Here is a 17,067-nt window from a genome sequence, read left to right on the forward strand (position 1 = left end):
GGAGAGTCGGTGCTTATTCTGGTATTTATTCGATAAAAGGCGTTGCCGCTGCGGGCATTGCCGCAGCTGGGGGAATCGGTGTCGCGGCTACCGGCGGCAGGTCAGCCGGCATGTTGCTGCGCCCGGGGATTACCAGGCGGATACGCTTCAGTCCGGCATTGTTGCTGTCAGCCGGCTGGCCGAATGCCGGTTTGTACAGTTGGTAAAATTGCCGCACCAGTTGTACGTACATACGTGTTTCAGGATACGGCGGCACCTTGTTATCGTACTTTTGTACCGCGCCTTCGCCGGCGTTGTAAGAGGCAATCACCAGCTCTTGCTGGGCCGGGTAGAGCTTCAGCAAATCGCGCAGATAGCGCGCGCCTAAACGGATATTGGTGCGTGGGTCGGCGAGTTTTTGCTGAACCGGCTTTTTGCTGTCGCCGGTCAAGCCATAGCGTTCGGCCGTGGCCGGCATGATTTGCATCAGGCCGATCGCGCCTTTCGGCGATACCGCGCCGGGATTGAAGCCGGATTCAGCGGCCATCACCGCCTTCAGCAAGGCTGGCTCCAGCGCAAACTCTTGCGCTGCCTGGTCTACCAGCGCTTCGTATTTTTTCAGATTCGGATGTTGCGACAGGTAGCGGAACAAGGGGCTGGTACGCAGCTTCGGGTCGAGCGGCGTGGCACTGCCGGCGGCTAGCTGGGACGAGTCGAAAAAGCCGTCGCCACGGATGAAAAGTTGATAACGGTTATCCAGTTTCTCAGTCGAGAAATGTCCCATGCCGTCCGCATCGATATAGCCGAAGATATCCGCGCGCGCGCTGCCGACCGTGGTCAGTAATGCGAGCGTCAGCAGAGTACCTGTGAAAAGCCGGCTCAAATGATGGCGGAATTGCTTCATGCGCTATCGATGGCCAGTCAGACGTTCTGAATTGTTACCGTGTTTCATGAAAAGCAATATCCTTTGAATGTGCAAGTGAGCGTATGCAGTCGGCTGCGAACAGTAGCCAGTCCCATAGGCATGGCGCCGGCACATTTCTCTGGCGTGCATGCATGTTGCCGGGATGATCGGAGCCGCGGGTAACCGGCTAGCTGAGCGGCAAGCTGAATTGCGCTATGGAAGCGGTGATTCGTACAAGCGCGCAGTATAGCCGCGTAAAACTCCGACCATGATAAACCGTTTTGCCGATGCGGATGGCTGGCGCCGATAAAGGCGCCATAGTTATTAAAGGGGAATTTTTTAAATATCCGCCTCGGCCTCGTTCCCATGCTCTTCGATCCAGGCCCGGCGGGCCGCGGCTTCGCCCTTGCCCATCAACATATTGAAGCGGTGTTCCGACGCTTCCAGGTCGAAATTGCCGAGCGAAACCGGCAGCAATCTGCGGGTATCCGGATTCATCGTGGTTTCCCACAGCTGTTCGGCGTTCATTTCGCCCAGGCCTTTGAAACGGGAGATAGACCAGGCGGCGTCCTTGACGCCGTCTTTGCGCAATTTATCTTCGATGGCTTCCAGTTCGCCGTCGTCCAGTGCGTAAATTTTCTGCGCCGGCTTCTTGCCGCGCGCCGGGGCATCGACCCGGTATAACGGCGGCCGGGCGATGCAGATATTGCCGCGCTCGATCAATTGCGGGAAGTGGCGGAAAAACAGGGTCAGCAATAACACCTGGATGTGCGAACCGTCGACGTCGGCATCGGACAGGATGCAGATCTTGCCGTAACGCAGGCTGCTGAAATCGATGGTGTCGGTTTTGCTGTGAGGGTCGACGCCGATGGCGACTGCGATGTCATGGATTTCATTGTTGGCGAACAGCCGGTCGCGCTCGGTTTCCCAGGAATTCAGTACCTTGCCGCGCAACGGCAGGATTGCCTGGAATTCCTTGTCGCGCCCCATTTTTGCAGAACCGCCGGCAGAGTCGCCCTCGACCAGGAACAGTTCATTGCGGGTGACATCGCTGGATTCGCAATCGGTCAGTTTGCCGGGCAAGACGGCAACTCCGGAGGATTTTTTCTTTTCGACTTTTTGCGCCGAGCGCAAGCGGTTCTGGGCTTGCTTGATGACCAGATCAGCGAGTTTTTTGCCGTATTCAACGTGCTGGTTCAGCCACAGTTCCAGCGCCGGACGGGTGTAGGTGGAGACCAGCCGTACCGCGTCGCGTGAATTCAAACGTTCCTTGATCTGGCCTTGGAACTGCGGGTCCAGCACCTTGGCGGACAAGACGAAGGAGACGCGGGCAAACACATCTTCCGGCAACAGCTTGACACCCTTAGGCAGCAGCGAATGCATTTCGACGAAACTTTTGACCGCGCCGAACAAGCCTTCACGCAAGCCGGATTCATGGGTGCCGCCGGCTGAAGTCGGGATCAGGTTGACATACGATTCGCGCACGATGGCGCCGTCTTCGGTCCAGGCAACGACCCAGGCCGCGCCTTCGCCTTCGGCAAAACCTTCGGCGTCGGCATTGGCGTATTGCTCGCCTTCGAACAGGGGAATCAGCGGTTCGGCGTTGGAGGACTGCGCCAGCGATTCCATCAGATAGCCGCGCAAGCCTTGATCGTATTGCCAGGTCTGGCTATCGCCGCTCTTGGCGTTGAGCAGGGTAACCTTGACGCCAGGCAGCAGCACCGCCTTGGAGCGCAGCAAGCGCTGCAATTCCGGTTGCGAGATGGCTGGCGAGTCGAAATATTTGGGATTCGGCCAGGCGGTGACGCGGGTGCCAGATTTCTTGCTGTCTTCGCGGCTGAGCGCTTGCGATTTCAACTTTTCGATGACATCGCCGTCGGCAAACACCATGTGATGCAAGCCGCCTTCGCGCCAGACCGTGATTTCCAGACGCGAGGAGAGGGCATTGGTGACGGAGACACCGACCCCGTGCAAGCCGCCGGAAAAAGAATAGGCGCCGCCGCTGCCCTTGTCGAACTTGCCGCCGGCATGCAAGCGCGTAAACACGATTTCTACCGTCGGCACTTTCTCTTCCGGATGCATGCCGACTGGAATGCCGCGGCCATCATCCTCGACACTGACGCTGCCGTCGGCATTCAGGGTGACCAGGATATTCTTGCAAAATCCGCCGAGAGCTTCGTCCGAGGCATTGTCAATCACTTCCTGAATGATATGCAGCGGATTTTCGGTGCGGGTGTACATGCCAGGACGTTGCTTGACCGGCTCCAGGCCCTTCAGTACACGGATCGATGATTCGCTATAGTCAGATTGCGGTGATTTTTTGGTTGCCATTCAATTGTGATGAGTTAAATGTGAATTGTTGTTGATTTTGAACTAATTTGCGAGGCTTTTACAAAGCATTGTCAATTGCGGGAGAGATTACTCCTTATTGTCCTTGCGCATTCTAATGAAAAAGCCGTTCGCTTGCGCAAGCAAGATGCGGTAAAAGAAATATCAGCCAAGGGCGTCCGGGGCGGATTGTTTATTTAATCATCTATTTTATTGATGCGCAGCAATAAAATGTTGTTGTTTTACGCAGTATGTTGATAAAAATAAACGTTAAATAAAGACGCTGTTATTATGTTTTCTCCAAGTTCGTGTGCAGGGGGAGGGCATAAAAGAATGCAAAATCATAAAGCACCATTCACCATCCGGTTCATCGGGTTTTCTGCGCGTGAAATCAATATTTTCGACGCCACTTTTTCGGTCGAGCAACAGCGCCAGAAACAATATTACCGCTTGTCCGTAGACAGCCTGCAGGAGCCGGATCTGTATCTGGTGAACGCCGACGACCTGAAAGCGCTGGCGATCCTGGCCGACATGGAGCCCAACAATCTGCAGCCGGCCTTGCTGGTCGGCGCACCCCATGTGGAACTGCCGTTCGCCACCGTCGAGCGGCCGATACGCTGGCTGAAATTGTTCGACGCGCTGGATACCTTGATCGAGCGGCGTTTGATTATGCTGGCCAAGCAAGATCCCGCTGACGGCGCATTGCTCAACCATGCGCCGGATCGCCGCCGGCGCGAACGTCTCGATCTGGATTTGACCGACCCGCTTGAATATGAACGCATGCGCTGCAGATCCCCGCAGAGTGATCGTATCCTGGTGATCGACGAACAATCGACGTTTCGCGACGACCTGGCAATTACCATGGCCAATCATGTGGTGCCGGTCGAGTGGGTCGGCAATCCCGAGGCGGCCGCCGAAGTTTATACGCAGCTAAGTATCTCGGTGGTGCTGATCAATCCGCAGCTGGCAAGGGTTGATCCCTATGATTTGTGCAGCACCATCAAACAACAGCATGACGGTAGCAGGATTGCGGTTATTTTCCTGATTGACACAGACTTCGCCTACGACCATGCGCGGGCACGGCAGGTTGAATGCGACGGTTTCCTGAGCAGGCACCTGGACCAGCCGCAGATATTGCTGGCGCTGGGGAAATTCCTGTCGTTGCGCCGTTAAAAAAACGCAAACAGCATCGGCTTTATTTGCCCGCAGTTGCCGCTTATTTACTTAACAGGCGCATGCCGCGTTCCAGGCCATCCATGGTCACTGGAAACATGCGGTTGCTCATCAACTGGCGGATCACTTCTACCGATTGGCGATATTGCCAAAGGCCTTCCGGTTCGGGATTGAGCCAGATGAACTTGGGAAAGGCCTTGGTGAACCGTTGCAGCCATTCGGCGCCGGCCTCTTCGTTGTTATATTCGACCGAACCGCCGGGCTGCAGGATTTCATAAGGACTCATGGTGGCGTCGCCGACGAAGATCAGTTTGGTGTCCGGCGTGTACTTGCGCAAGATATCCCAGGTCGGGAAGCGTTCGGCATGGCGGCGCTGATTATTTTTCCAGACGTAATCGTAGACGCAATTGTGAAAATAAAAGAACTCCATGTTCTTGAATTCGGTTTTGGCGGCGGAGAATAATTCTTCGGTGCGGGTAATATGGTCGTCCATGGTGCCGCCGACGTCCAGCAGCATCAATACCTTGATATTGTTCTTGCGCTCGGGCCGCATCTTGATGTCGAGGTAGCCGGCATTGTTGGCTGTGGCGCGTATGGTGTCGTCCAGCGCCAGCTCTTCCGCTATGCCTTCGCGCGCGAACTTGCGCAATCGCCGCAGGGCAATCTTGATGTTGCGTGTGCCCAGTTCAAGGTCGTCATCGTAATCGCGGTAAGCGCGCGCATCCCAGACTTTGACGGCGGTGCGATTGCCGCCGCTGCCACCGATGCGGATACCTTCCGGATTGCTGCCGCCATGGCCGAACGGGGAAGTGCCGCCGGTGCCTATCCATTTGTTGCCGCCTTCGTGCCGTTCTTTCTGTTCTTTAAGCAGTTCTTGCAGGCGATCCATCAGTTTGTCGTAGCCGAATTTCTCCAGCTGGGCCTGTTGCTCCGGCGTCAATTCGCGTTTGATGCGCTGGATCAGCCATTCCAGCGGGATTTCCGCGTTTTTCTCGAACACCGTCTGGATGCCTTTGAAGTAGCGCCCGAAAGCCTGGTCGAATTTATCGAAATGGGCCTCGTCCTTGACCAGCGTAGTCCGCGCCAGATAATAAAAATTATCGAGCGTAGGCGCAATGACGTTACGCTGCAGCGCCTCCAGCAGAATCAGGAATTCCTTGATCGACACCGGGATTTTGGCGTCTTTCAAGGTGAAGAAGAAATCAATCAGCATGGCGTGCTTTGCTTGTAACTGTTATCTATGGCGGTTATCTATTCTTCCTGGCCATGAACACCAGGCGTTCGAACAGGTGCACATCTTGCTCGTTCTTCAGCAAGGCGCCATGCAGCGGCGGCACCACGGCCTTGGAGTCGCTGCTGTGCAAGGCTTCCGGCGGGATGTCTTCGGCCAGCAACAGCTTGAGCCAGTCCAGCAGTTCCGAGGTCGACGGTTTCTTTTTCAGTCCCGCCACATCGCGTACCTGGTAGAAAGTTTCCAGCGCCTGCGCCAGCATGTCTTTTTTCAGATTCGGGAAATGGACGTTGACGATATCCTGCATGGTCGCCTTGTCCGGGAACCTGATGTAATGGAAGAAACAGCGGCGCAGGAAAGCGTCCGGCAATTCTTTCTCGTTATTCGAGGTGATGATGACCAGCGGGCGGTGCCTGGCGCGGACCATTTCACGTGTTTCATAAACGTAAAATTCCATGCGGTCGAGTTCGCGCAGCAAATCGTTGGGGAACTCAATGTCCGCTTTGTCGATCTCATCGATCAGCAACACCACTTGCTCGTCTGCAGTGAATGCTTGCCACAGGACGCCTTTGACAATGTAATTGTGAATGTCCTTGACCCTGGCGTCTCCCAATTGCGAATCCCGCAGGCGCGATACGGCATCGTATTCGTACAGGCCTTGCTGGGCTTTTGTGGTCGACTTGATATGCCATTGTAGCAATGGCATGTTCAAGGCGGCGGCCACTTCTTCCGCCAGCATGGTTTTACCGGTGCCCGGCTCGCCCTTGATCAACAGTGGTCTTTGCAGTGTCAGTGCAGCATTGACGGCTAGTTTCAGATCGTCGGTGGCGACGTAGCCGGGGGAACTTTCAAAACGTGTCTCTGGTCGCATTGTCGTTAATGATGAGGAAGCAATTAGGAAGCAAATAAAGCCGAGTATAAACGAGATGGCCGATTGGCTGGTCCAGGCGTTGTCCTGATGCACAGGCGACCGCACTCTCACCGTTATAAGAAAAGCCAATGAAAATTCTGTTTCTCCGCTTGCGCGTAATGTGGCGCCGGTTTCGACATGGCGAACGGCACCTGCAAACCGATAGCCGGCAGTACGCCACGCAAGTCGACGCTTTGATGCGCCGCGCCAATCCATTTTATTCCTGGCAAGAACGCGCTAACTGGATGATCGATATCGTCCAATGGCTGCGTCATGTCCCCGCAGTGTCCATGCTTGACGATGACGCCAGGCTGCGGGTCAAGCAGCAGCGTCTGGCTTCTTTGCTGGAGTGGCTGGACAACAACCGCGACGTGCGCCGGGTAGTGCAGGCCACGTTGCAGAAAACCCTGCGCGAGGCCGCCGGACCTGAGCTTTTTTGCGCCACCGGCTTGCCGAATGAGCCCGCCTTCTTTAGCGAGCTGACGGAGCACGCCGTCAAGCTGGTGCTGCCGAAACCGCCGTTCGAGGCGGACTTGTCGTCCCTGTTTACCGCCTTGTTTCCTACCGCGGAAGATGCCGACTGGCTGCTGGCGCTGGATACCCAGAGCGTGGCGAAAATCTGGAAGCTGATCGCCGATGACGGTATCGCCCACAGCTATCAGCAGCAGATCGATGAAGCGTTGGTCTATCTGGCGACAATGATCCTGGCGGACGGCATCAGCAAGGCCTTCCGCCAGAAGCTGGACCCCAAGATGCCGTTGCAGGCAACCCCGTTCATGGTCTTGCGGCGGGAACTGGAAACCTATTTATACGTCAGCCCGAGGGACGAGGCCGCTTTGCGCAGCGTGCGCATGCTGATTGCGGTCTGCCAGGCGCAAACGGACAGGATTTACGCCCACCTTGACGAGCATGGCGTGTCGGTCAGCCTTGTCTACCGGGTCGAGCGCATGCGTGCGCAACTGACGCGGATGGCATTGCTGACCGATCTGCGCTCGGCGATTTACAACACGGACAGCCAGGGCGCGGCATCTGACTCAAGCGCGGGCTCAGAGCCAGGCGCCGGGCAGATACAGGCCCTGCTGGGCGATCTGATCGCCGCGCATCATCAGCGCTCCTCGGTACGCGGATTGATACGGCGCAGCTTCTCTTTACTGGCGCGTAAGATGGTCGAGCGCAACGCCGATCATGGCGAGCATTACATTGCGCGCGACAACAAGGAATACCGGGCCATGCTCAAGGCCGCAGGTCGCGGCGGTGCCATTACGGCGTTTACCGTGCTGGGGAAATCACTGCTCTCGACGGTCGGCGCGGCCCGGTTTTTTGAAGGGATATTCGCTTCCCTGAATTATGCCGCCAGCTTCATGCTCATCTCCGCAGTGGGCGGCGTGCTGGCCACCAAGCAGCCGGCGGTAACGGCGCCGGTGCTGGCCTCCAAGATGGGACAGCTGGATACGGTAGAGGGCTTGCGCGCGCTGTTGAGCGAAATCGCCTTGCTGCTGCGCTCGCAAGCCGCTGCCGTGTTCGGCAATATGATGGGGGTGGTGCCTGTCATGCTGTTGATATCCGGCCTCATCATGCTGACTACCGGCGCCCCCATGATGACGGCGGAGCACGCCAGCGCCAGCCTGCACAGCCTGTCCGTCATCGGCCCGACGCCATTGTTTGCCGCCTTCACGGGGATCTTGTTGTGGTTGTCGAGCCTGGTGTCGGGTTTTACCGACAATTGGTTTGCCCTGCGCCGCCTACGCGAAGCGCTGACCCACCAACGGCGCCTGGTATTCGTGCTGGGAGCGATGCGGGCCGAGCGCTGGGCCGCCTGGCTGGACCGCAACGTGGCGCAGATTGCCGCTAATGTTTCGCTCGGTTTATTGCTGGGGATGACGCCGGTGCTGGCGCAGTTTTTTGGATTGCCGCTGGATGTGCGTCATGTGACGCTGGCCACGGGTACGCTGAGCGCCGCCGCCAGCAGCCTTGGCTGGCCGGTGCTGGCGGCGCCGCAATTCTGGCTGGCGATAGCCGGGATTGTCAGTATCGGCGCGTTGAATGTCGGCGTGTCGTTTGCCTGCGCGCTGACCATGGCTCTGCGCGCACGTAACGTGCCGGCGCGTATAAGGCGGCTGGTATTCCGGGCAGTACTGCGCCGCTTCAGCGCCTCGCCGCGTTCTTTCCTGTTTCCCGAACCGGCTCCCGAACCGGCTATATCGGTACCGGAATCATCCCCCCTACAGGTTGACGCCGCTGATACTGTCAGCAGCGACGCCCCCGAACGCTACGAGTCCGTGCTGCCGCCGGAGCCATCTCCCGCGCCGCACCGCCGGCCCGGCAGGCGTCACGGGTAAGGCGGCCGGCAAGCCCGGCCGCCTCGGATAGCGCCGGCAAAGCCGGCCAACTCGGCAGCAAACGACTGTCGCGGGATTGTCGTGGCCTGCGATCTTGCCGTTGGCGGGCGTGGACTGTGCATGTTTCTTGGGGTAAAATTAACCGGTTTTGGTGTGGGGTGGCGGCGGCAGTCGGCGTCGGGCAGGGCTACCTTTTAGTAAATACGGCGGTAATGCGGCAATATGCGCAGCAAGGTATAGGGACTATATCTGTTGCCTGCGCTGTATTTCTTGCAGTATTTAAGGCAATATTCGCGGCAAGTTCGCAGTAAAAGGGACCACAAAAAACCGTAGTGAGCGGTGCAGGGTCGGCAGGAGACGCGTAGCTGTGCAGGAGTGCAGTGAGCATCATCGTGCCGGGATTGCGGCCACAGCACAGGTTTTGCGTAGTTCCTTAAACCGGTTTCGCTACAAATTACCCAGCTAATATGAAAAAACTAATTGCACTTCTCGCGCTCGCGAGTCTTGCCAACCTGGCCGCAGCTGCGGACGTGGTCGGCAACGCTAAGGCAGCTGAAAACAAGGTGTCGATGTGTATCGGCTGCCATGGCATTCCCGGCTATAAAGCTACCTTCCCGGAAGTCTATCAAGTGCCTATGCTTGGCGGCCAGTCGGCGAAATATATTGAAAATGCGCTGAACGCCTATAAAAAGGGCGAACGCAAGATGCCAACCATGCACGGTATCGCAGCCAGTCTGTCGGAACAAGACATGGCCGATATTGCAGCATATTATTCGCAGCAGAAATAAGGGACCCACACAATGAAAAAGATTTTTGCTGGCGTGGCGTTTCTGCTTTCCACCGCATTCGTGAATGCCCATGCAGCCGGAAATATCGCAGCAGGCGAAGCCGCGGTGAAAAAATATTCCTGCGCGTCTTGCCACGGCGCCGATTTCCACACCCCGATCGATCCCAGCTACCCGAAGCTGGCCGGCCAGCCGCAAGATTACCTGCAGCATGCCTTGATTGCCTATCAGCGCGGTAGCGACGGTCCTAATGGCCGCAGCAATGCGATCATGGGCGGCCAGGCCAAGACCTTGTCGCACCAGGATGTACTGGACATTGCGGCCTACCTGCACAGCCTGCCGACGACTCTGGTTTTGCGCAAATAAGATGACGCAAATAAGTTTGTACAAGTAAGCTCGATCCGGCGCAGGATAACGTAAAAAACCACGCAATCGTTATTGCGTGGTTTTTTTCATTCATCTGCGTGCGGGCAGGCTACACGCGTTTCCTGATGCAGTCGATATAGGCGGCACCGTCCGGCGGCAGGCCGCTGCGTTGCGAGTTCCAGATCATCTCGCCCAGGCATTCCATGATGTGATGGTGGGCTTCATGCTCCGATTGCAGGCGCTGCGTCAAAGCGCTGGCTGCGGCGCGTATGCCGGGCGGCTGGTCTATCGAGATTTGTTCGGCGATCGACAGATGCATGGACAGATGCAGGAAAGGATTGGTCTGGCCGTTTTCGACCGAGTAATCGGCGCTTAGCGCAGCTTCGACATCTCTCAGGTCGTCGGCATACTCGGGATGCTGCTGCAGCCAGTCGCTGGCGATGGCTTCCAGCGGCGTGAGTATTTCTCCGGTCTTATGCTTGCGATAGGTTGCGCAGAAAAAACGTCGTACGTCGTCTTGGGATGGATTGAACATGATGATTAGCTGATCAGTCTGGCGATGCCGAAAGCGGCGGCGGCGGCCAGGCCGCCGACCATCAGGGTTTGCAGTGCTGACTTGAGCGCGCCGGTGCCGGTCACGCTACCTTTCAGGTAACCGAAGATAAATAAGGCCAGCAGCGTGACCACGCTGGAGGCCGCGAGGGCTTTCGGAATCGAGGTCATCAGCATGTACGGCGCCAGCGGAATCAGGCCGCCAACCAGGTACGACAGCGCGATAGTCATAGCACTTTTTCTGGCTGCGGCCGGGCGCGGCTCTTCCAGGCCGAGTTCAAAGCGCATCATGAAATCGCGCCAGGCTATCGGATTACGTTCCAGCCCGGCCAGCATCGGTTCGCACTCCTGTTTCGTGACGCCGTATTGCGCCATGATGTCGATCACTTCCTTGCGCTCGCGATGCGGCACGTTGAGGATTTCCTGCTCTTCGCGCTCGCGTTCGGCGTAATAGTGCTGACGCTGGGTGCGTCCGGCCAGATAGCCGCCCAGCCCCATGGCGATCGAACCGGCGGCGATTTCCGCAACGCCGGCGGTGACCACGATGTCGATGCCGACGGCGACGCCGCTGATGCCGGCTGCCAGTGCAAACGGCACGGTCAGGCCGTCGGCCATGCCGATGACGATATCGCGCACGGTGTCGCTGGCTTCGAAATGATGTTCGGTATGCGGATGAGAGTGGGAATGAGAATGGGAGTGAGGTTGTTGCATAGATTTATATCCCTTTTTCCGGCAACGGTGTTTTTGCCTTGAAGTCGCACAGGTCGGCAATGTTGCAGTTCCAGCATAGCGGTTTGCGGGCGATGCAGGTATAGCGGCCATGCAGGATCAGCCAGTGATGGGCGTCCAGCAGGAATTCGGCGGGCACCAGTTTCATCAACTTCCGCTCAACCGCGTCGACATCCTTGCCGGGTGCGATGCCGGTACGGTTGGCAACCCGGAAGATATGGGTGTCGACGGCGATCGTCGCTACCCCGAACGCTGTATTCAACACGACATTGGCAGTCTTGCGGCCTACGCCCGGCAAGGCTTCCAGCTGTTCGCGGTTACGCGGCACCTGGCTGTCATGCAGGGTAAGCAGCATGCGGCAGGTTTCGATCACGTTCTTGGCCTTGGTGCGATACAAGCCTATGGTCTGGATATACGGGATCAAGTCGTCGACGCCGAGCGCGTAGATTTGCGCCGGCGTATTCGCCACCGGGTATAGCTTGCGGGTCGCCTTGTTGACTGAGACATCGGTAGCTTGCGCCGACAGGATCACCGAGATGAGTAACTCAAACGGCGAGGTGTATTCCAGTTCGGTGGTTGGATGCGGCGTGGCGGCGCGCAGGCGGGTAAATATTTCCCGGCGTTTTTCGGCGTTCATGGTGCGTCCTTGGCGTTCTTGTTGTCCGTGACTGCCTGCTGGTCTTGTTGTTCCTTCTTCATGCGAGCCCGTTCGATAGCTGCCTGAATGATCGCTTTCTTGCGCAGCTGTTCAGCTTGCTGCTCTGGCGTTGCGGCAGATTCGGCGGCGACTGCCTTGAGTTTTTCCGCCGCCTTGGCCGCCAGGCGGTCATCGTTTTCGCGCTTTTCGCGCAGCAGCCTGATGACATGGAAATCGTGACGGGCACGGGCTTCATCAGCCTGTTGTTGCGTCCAGGCGTTCCAGCCGGTATTTGCGCCGCTGACGTCGACCATGGCGATGCAATCGACCGGGCAAGGCGGTACGCACAGATCGCAGCCGGTGCACAGGTCGTTGATCACCGTGTGCATCTGTTTGGCGGCGCCGACGATGGCATCGACCGGGCAAGCCTGGATGCAAAGCGTGCAGCCGATGCAGGCCGCTTCGTCGATGACTGCCAGCGGCCGCGGCCGTTCGACGCCGTTGGCCGGATTCAGCGGGATGAGCGGTTGCTGCAGCAGTTGCGCCAGCCGGGCCACGCCTTGCTGGCCGCCCGGCGGACACTGGTTGTAGCTGGCGCTGCCGTCGGCGACGGCTTCGGCATAGGGACGGCAAGCCGGATAGCCGCACTTGGTGCATTGGGTCTGCGGCAGCAGCGCTTCAATGCGGTCGGCGAGGGAAGGTGAGGGCAGGGCTGGCGCCGGCGGCGGGGAGCTGGATGATGACAACATAGCCGCTATTATCCGAGTAAACCGGCGATGCGCCAAGGCGGAGCGCCAAATAAAAAAGCCGCTCCTGGCGAAGGAACGGCTTTTGCAGCGGATTTGTCGTGTTCCGCAGACGAAGTTAAGCGTTGTCTTTAATAAAGGTCGTTATTTTCGGACAAATCACTTCGCGCCAGCGGCGGCCGGAGAAAATACCATAGTGGCCGCATTTCTCGGCAGTGAAATGTTGTTTTTTGGCTTTCGGGATGGAACTGCACAAATCGTGCGCAGCCTGGGTTTGTCCGGAGCCGGAAATGTCGTCCAGTTCGCCTTCAACGGTAAGCAGGGCGACATTCTTGATATCCTGCGGCCGCACCAGCTTGCCTTCGACTTCCCAAGTGCCTTTGGGCAGGGCGAAATCCTGGAACACAGTCTTGATGGTATCCAGATAGTACTCGGCTGGCATATCCAGCACGGCGTTGTACTCGTTATAGAATTTGCGATGGCTGTCGGCCGATTCGTTGTCGCCTTCGCGCAAGTGCATGTAAAAATCCCAATGGCTTTGGGCATGGCGGCTCGGGTTCATCGCAACAAAACCTGCATGTTGCAGAAAGCCCGGATATACCATGCGGCCAAAACCCGGGTAGTTGGACGGAACGCTATAAATGACGGTGTTCTCAAACCAGCTGAACGGCTTTTCGGTGGCCAGGTTGTTGACGTCGGTCGGCGATTTGCGCGGATCGATCGGGCCGCCCATCATGGTCATGCTCTTTGGCAGATGGCTATCCTTGGCGCTGGCCATCAGCGCAATCGCGGCCAATACCGGGACGGTCGGCTGGCAGACTGAAATCACGTGCAGGTCCGGACCCAGCTGACGGATGAAATCCTGTACGTAATATATATAGTCATGCAAATGGAAGGCGCCGTCGCTGGCAGGCACCATGCGGGCGTCGGTCCAGTCGGTGATGTAGACATCGTGCTCCGGCAGCAGACCCTGCACGGTATCGCGCAGCAGCGTTGAATGATGGCCGGACAAGGGCGCGACCAGCAATACAGTCGGCTGCTTGAGAGCGGAGAAATCCTTGTTGCTCAATTCTTTTTTGAAATGCAGCAGGCGGCAAAACGGCCGCGTGACAGTGACTTCTTCGACTATCCCGACTTGTTTATCGTTGATCAGCGTGCTGTCGATTTCAAATTCAGGCTTCTCATATTGCTTGCCGAGGCGGTACATCAGTTCGTAACCGGCGGCGATACGTTGCGCGAACGGCGTATGGGCTAGCGGCGAGATAGGGTCGGTGAAGAGCCTGCTGCCGGCATCGGCCCACTGCACCAGCGGATGGAGTAAAGACTGGCGGAATTCGTGAAATTGGTAAAGCATGTATTGCCTCTTGGGTGATCCGGTGCAACGTAGGTTGCCTATAATGCAACTTACCTGCTATTTTATCTTACCTAAGGAAATGTCGCAGAATTCCTGTAGTTTGACAACAACGGCAAACAAAAAAATAGGGTAAACGATTTGCTCGCAAATATAACAGGTTACCGCTACCACGGCATGCGGGTTTTTCGATTGAAGCTTCTTATTTTGCGATCAGATCCGGCGCCATGACGGCTTTCAGATAATTGGTGGTGATGTCGCCGCGCTCGCGCTGGGCAATCCACCAGACGCTGCCTTTCCTGATCGACCATTCCTGCATCTGGCCGGCTATCAGCAAGGAGGCAACCTGGCCCAGCGTCGGCTGATGGCCGATGATCAATACCGGTTCGCGGCTGTTGGGCCAATTGGCCGCCGTCAGTAATTGCTGCGCGCTGCAGTCGGGAGCGAGGTCGGGATGGATCTTGAATTTGCGGCCGAGCGCTTCCGCCGTTTGCAACGTGCGGGTGGCTGGGCTGCTGATGATCTTGCAACTGTGCGGCAGGTTATGGTCCAGCCAATCTGCCATTTTCCAGGCTTGCTTGTGTCCCTTGCCTGTCAGGGCGCGGCCCTCGTCGGGTTCGCCGATTTCCGCCTCCGCATGCCGCCATAGAATCAAGTCCATGCTGTGTCCTTGCTTATTTCTTGTTGCTAACTTGAGGAATGCGCGGGTGACAACGCGCCCAGAGCGAGCATCAAATGCCGCTGCGCACCGTATGGCTTCTGTTTCCGATGCGGCTTGTTTTTTTTCCAGTTGCCATCGGCTCCGAGAATCCAGGCATTGATATTGTCTTTTAAGTATGGTGTAAGACCCTCGTTGATGACTCTTCTCTTGAGCGATTTATCGAGTACCGGAAAAGCGACCTCGACGCGCCGGAACAGGTTGCGGTTCATCCAGTCGGCGCTGGCCAGGTAGACATCGTGCTGCAGATTGTTACGGAAGTAATAGATGCGGCTGTGTTCCAGGAAGCGGCCGATGATGGAGCGCACATGAATGTTCTCGGACAGGCCGGGAACGCCTGGCCTGAGCGCGCAGGCACCGCGCACGATCAATTCGATCTTGACGCCGTCGGCAGAAGCATCGTACAAGGCGCGGATGACGGATTCATCCAGCAAGGCATTCATCTTGGCGACAATCCGCGCCGGCCGCCCTTTGCGCGCAATCTCGGCTTCATTATGGATGGCCCGGATGATTTCTTTTTGCAACAGGAACGGCGCCAGCCACAGGTAATCCATTTTCTTGGGCTTGGTCAGGCTGGTCAGGTGCATGAAGACTTCGTTGACTTCGGCGGCCAGCTTCTGGTTTGAAGTAAGCAAGCCAAAGTCAGTGTAAAGCTTGGTGGTGGTCGGATGGTAGTTGCCGGTGCCGAGGTGGGCGTAATAGCGCAGCTCGCCGTTGCCGTTCTTGTCAGGCTCGCGCCGGATCACCAGCGACAGCTTGGCATGGGTCTTCAGTCCGACTACGCCGTAGACGACTTGCGCGCCGGCGCGTTCCAGCTTGTCGGCCCAGTTGATATTGGCTTCTTCGTCAAAGCGTGCCATCAGTTCGACGATCACCATCACCTCTTTGCCGCGCTGAGCGGCAACAATCAGCGCCTCCATCAGGTCGGAGTTCATGCCGGTGCGATAAATGGTTTGCTTGATTGCCACCACATTGCTGTCGAATGCGGCACAGCGGACAAAATCTACCACCGGCTGGAACGATTGGAATGGATGATGCAACAGCACATCTTTCTGTTTCAACTGGTCGAAAATATCGTTGCCGTTCTCCAGTTGCAGCGGCAAACCTGGCACAAATGAAGGGAAGCGCAGGCTGGCGTCGCCGATCTGATCAATCATCTCTGACAGGCGCACCATGTTGACCGGGCCATCGACCGCGTACAAGCGGTTGGCGGCGATGCCAAATTGATCAAGCAGAAATTGCGCCAGGTGCGCCGGACAGCTGCGCGCCACCTCCAGCCTTACCGCAACCCCGAACTGGCGGCTCTGCAGTTCGCTTTGCAGCGCCTGACGCAGATTCTTGACTTCTTCTTCGTCGACCCAGAGATCACTGTTACGCGTTACCCGGAATTGCGAATACGCCAATATCTGGCGGCCGGTAAAAAGATCGCCTATATGGGCATGGATGATGGACGACAACAGGCAGAACGAGCTGCCGCTGGGCGATAGTGCATCGGGCAGCTTGATTACCCGCGGCAATACGCGTGGTGCTTTGATGATGGCAATCGAGGTGCTGCGCCCGAACGCATCTTTACCCGCCATTTCGACGACGAAATTGAGACTCTTGTTTAATACCTGGGGAAAGGGGTGGGCAGGATCCAGACCGATGGGAGTTAGCAGGGGACGGATTTCCTGCTCAAAGAAGGATTTTACCCACGCCCGCTGTTCTTCATTGCGGTCGCTGTGCCGCAGCAGGTGGATACCGCTGGCCGCCAGCTGCGGCAAAATCGTCTGGTTCAGGATGGCGTACTGGCGGTCGACGATCTGGTGACACTCTTGACTCGTGCGTTCAAGCGCTGCGGCCAGCGCCGGCGATTCTGCATTTACCCCGTCGATCTGACTGCTTGCCAGCAAACTGGCGATGCGGACTTCAAAGAATTCGTCAAGATTGTTGCTTACGATACACAAATATCGCAATCGCTCCAGCAGCGGGATATGCCGGTCTTCAGCCTGGGCCATGACGCGCCGGTTGAAGGCCAGTTGTGATAATTCGCGATTCAGATAGCTTGGGTTGGTGCCTAATCTGGCGCTGGGGTGCTTGGTGTCATCGTCCGACGTGGTTTTTTTGTTCATGAAATCAGGCAGCTGGTCTGATAGTTACGGCGCAGTGTATGTAGCGAATATGACAGCTTGATGAAGAAAATGGAAGTGTTACGGGGTTTTAGGCACTCTGGCTTAGTACCGTCCGGCGGCCGGCTGCCGATAAATGCCGTACGACAACAATGTTGATTGTTGGTAATTTATTATTTGTTTTTGATAATTTAATGTCATTTGCATTCAT

Annotated in this window: 15 protein-coding genes; 4 read left to right on the forward strand and 11 right to left on the reverse strand. The window is 57.0% G+C overall.

What is annotated here, in order from left to right:
- Positions 1-25: 25 nt before the first annotated feature.
- A complete protein-coding gene (locus tag BLV81_RS00970) occupies positions 26-883 on the reverse strand; it encodes a lytic transglycosylase domain-containing protein (RefSeq protein ID WP_092351502.1) in 858 nt (285 codons plus the stop codon).
- Between the two features lie 339 nt (positions 884-1,222).
- Entirely contained in the window at positions 1,223-3,214 is a 1,992-nt protein-coding gene (locus BLV81_RS00975; RefSeq protein ID WP_092351504.1) for a DNA topoisomerase IV subunit B, read from the reverse strand.
- Positions 3,215-3,544: 330 nt separating this feature from the next.
- Between BLV81_RS00975 and BLV81_RS00980 the strand changes: the two genes are divergently transcribed.
- Positions 3,545-4,384 carry a response regulator gene (locus BLV81_RS00980; protein ID WP_176992688.1) on the forward strand — a complete coding sequence of 280 codons (840 nt, stop codon included), beginning with the start codon at positions 3,545-3,547 and terminating at the stop codon, positions 4,382-4,384.
- Between the two features lie 43 nt (positions 4,385-4,427).
- Here BLV81_RS00980 and BLV81_RS00985 read toward each other — a convergent pair whose 3' ends face one another.
- Positions 4,428-5,597, reverse strand: coding sequence for a vWA domain-containing protein (locus BLV81_RS00985; protein WP_092351508.1), 1,170 nt, complete (start codon positions 5,595-5,597; stop codon positions 4,428-4,430).
- Positions 5,598-5,631: 34 nt separating this feature from the next.
- A complete protein-coding gene (locus BLV81_RS00990; RefSeq protein ID WP_092351510.1) occupies positions 5,632-6,486 on the reverse strand; it encodes an AAA family ATPase in 855 nt (284 codons plus the stop codon).
- A 128-nt stretch (positions 6,487-6,614) separates the two neighbouring features.
- Here BLV81_RS00990 and BLV81_RS00995 point away from each other — a divergent pair, with 128 nt between their 5' ends.
- From BLV81_RS00995 to BLV81_RS01005, 3 genes are all read left to right on the forward strand, one after another.
- Entirely contained in the window at positions 6,615-8,864 is a 2,250-nt protein-coding gene (locus tag BLV81_RS00995; protein ID WP_255364848.1) for a site-specific recombinase, read from the forward strand.
- A 467-nt stretch (positions 8,865-9,331) separates the two neighbouring features.
- Entirely contained in the window at positions 9,332-9,652 is a 321-nt protein-coding gene (locus tag BLV81_RS01000) for a c-type cytochrome (protein WP_092351512.1), read from the forward strand.
- A gap of 12 nt (positions 9,653-9,664) precedes the next feature.
- Positions 9,665-10,015, forward strand: a complete 351-nt coding sequence (locus tag BLV81_RS01005) for a c-type cytochrome (RefSeq protein WP_092351514.1) — start codon at positions 9,665-9,667, stop codon at positions 10,013-10,015.
- Positions 10,016-10,124: 109 nt separating this feature from the next.
- Here BLV81_RS01005 and BLV81_RS01010 read toward each other — a convergent pair whose 3' ends face one another.
- From BLV81_RS01010 to ppk1, 7 genes are all read right to left on the reverse strand, one after another.
- The gene (locus BLV81_RS01010) at positions 10,125-10,550 is read right to left on the reverse strand and encodes a DUF1841 family protein (RefSeq protein WP_092351516.1); all 426 of its coding nucleotides are present in this window, start codon (positions 10,548-10,550) and stop codon (positions 10,125-10,127) included.
- A 5-nt stretch (positions 10,551-10,555) separates the two neighbouring features.
- The gene (locus BLV81_RS01015) at positions 10,556-11,278 is read right to left on the reverse strand and encodes a VIT1/CCC1 transporter family protein (protein WP_092351518.1); all 723 of its coding nucleotides are present in this window, start codon (positions 11,276-11,278) and stop codon (positions 10,556-10,558) included.
- A 4-nt stretch (positions 11,279-11,282) separates the two neighbouring features.
- Entirely contained in the window at positions 11,283-11,933 is a 651-nt protein-coding gene (gene nth / locus BLV81_RS01020) for an endonuclease III (protein ID WP_092351520.1), read from the reverse strand.
- Positions 11,930-12,682 carry an electron transport complex subunit RsxB gene (gene rsxB, locus BLV81_RS01025; RefSeq protein ID WP_092351522.1) on the reverse strand — a complete coding sequence of 251 codons (753 nt, stop codon included), beginning with the start codon at positions 12,680-12,682 and terminating at the stop codon, positions 11,930-11,932. The genes nth and rsxB overlap by 4 nt, the downstream gene beginning before the upstream one ends.
- 115 nt (positions 12,683-12,797) lie before the next feature.
- Complete coding sequence (locus tag BLV81_RS01030; protein ID WP_092351524.1) at positions 12,798-14,033, reverse strand: polyhydroxyalkanoate depolymerase; 1,236 nt, start codon at positions 14,031-14,033, stop codon at positions 12,798-12,800.
- A 199-nt stretch (positions 14,034-14,232) separates the two neighbouring features.
- A complete protein-coding gene (locus BLV81_RS01035; protein WP_092351526.1) occupies positions 14,233-14,691 on the reverse strand; it encodes a SixA phosphatase family protein in 459 nt (152 codons plus the stop codon).
- A gap of 26 nt (positions 14,692-14,717) precedes the next feature.
- A complete protein-coding gene (gene ppk1, locus BLV81_RS01040; protein WP_092351528.1) occupies positions 14,718-16,859 on the reverse strand; it encodes a polyphosphate kinase 1 in 2,142 nt (713 codons plus the stop codon).
- Between the last annotated feature and the right edge of the window lie 208 nt (positions 16,860-17,067).

This window comes from Collimonas sp. OK242, assembly GCF_900107095.1.
GTDB lineage: Bacteria > Pseudomonadota > Gammaproteobacteria > Burkholderiales > Burkholderiaceae_D > Collimonas.

Excerpts from the sequence above, each read along its gene's own strand:
- BLV81_RS00970 (WP_092351502.1), bottom strand. The coding sequence starts at position 883 with ATGAAGCAATTCCGCCATCATTTGAGCCGGCTTTTCACAGGTACTCTG.
- BLV81_RS00975 (WP_092351504.1), bottom strand. The coding sequence starts at position 3,214 with ATGGCAACCAAAAAATCACCGCAATCTGACTATAGCGAATCATCGATC.
- BLV81_RS00980 (WP_176992688.1), top strand. The coding sequence starts at position 3,545 with ATGCAAAATCATAAAGCACCATTCACCATCCGGTTCATCGGGTTTTCT.
- BLV81_RS00985 (WP_092351508.1), bottom strand. The coding sequence starts at position 5,597 with ATGCTGATTGATTTCTTCTTCACCTTGAAAGACGCCAAAATCCCGGTG.
- BLV81_RS00990 (WP_092351510.1), bottom strand. The coding sequence starts at position 6,486 with ATGCGACCAGAGACACGTTTTGAAAGTTCCCCCGGCTACGTCGCCACC.
- BLV81_RS00995 (WP_255364848.1), top strand. The coding sequence starts at position 6,615 with ATGAAAATTCTGTTTCTCCGCTTGCGCGTAATGTGGCGCCGGTTTCGA.
- BLV81_RS01000 (WP_092351512.1), top strand. The coding sequence starts at position 9,332 with ATGAAAAAACTAATTGCACTTCTCGCGCTCGCGAGTCTTGCCAACCTG.
- BLV81_RS01005 (WP_092351514.1), top strand. The coding sequence starts at position 9,665 with ATGAAAAAGATTTTTGCTGGCGTGGCGTTTCTGCTTTCCACCGCATTC.
- BLV81_RS01010 (WP_092351516.1), bottom strand. The coding sequence starts at position 10,550 with ATGTTCAATCCATCCCAAGACGACGTACGACGTTTTTTCTGCGCAACC.
- BLV81_RS01015 (WP_092351518.1), bottom strand. The coding sequence starts at position 11,278 with ATGCAACAACCTCACTCCCATTCTCATTCCCACTCTCATCCGCATACC.
- nth (WP_092351520.1), bottom strand. The coding sequence starts at position 11,933 with ATGAACGCCGAAAAACGCCGGGAAATATTTACCCGCCTGCGCGCCGCC.
- rsxB (WP_092351522.1), bottom strand. The coding sequence starts at position 12,682 with ATGTTGTCATCATCCAGCTCCCCGCCGCCGGCGCCAGCCCTGCCCTCA.
- BLV81_RS01030 (WP_092351524.1), bottom strand. The coding sequence starts at position 14,033 with ATGCTTTACCAATTTCACGAATTCCGCCAGTCTTTACTCCATCCGCTG.
- BLV81_RS01035 (WP_092351526.1), bottom strand. The coding sequence starts at position 14,691 with ATGGACTTGATTCTATGGCGGCATGCGGAGGCGGAAATCGGCGAACCC.
- ppk1 (WP_092351528.1), bottom strand. The coding sequence starts at position 16,859 with ATGAACAAAAAAACCACGTCGGACGATGACACCAAGCACCCCAGCGCC.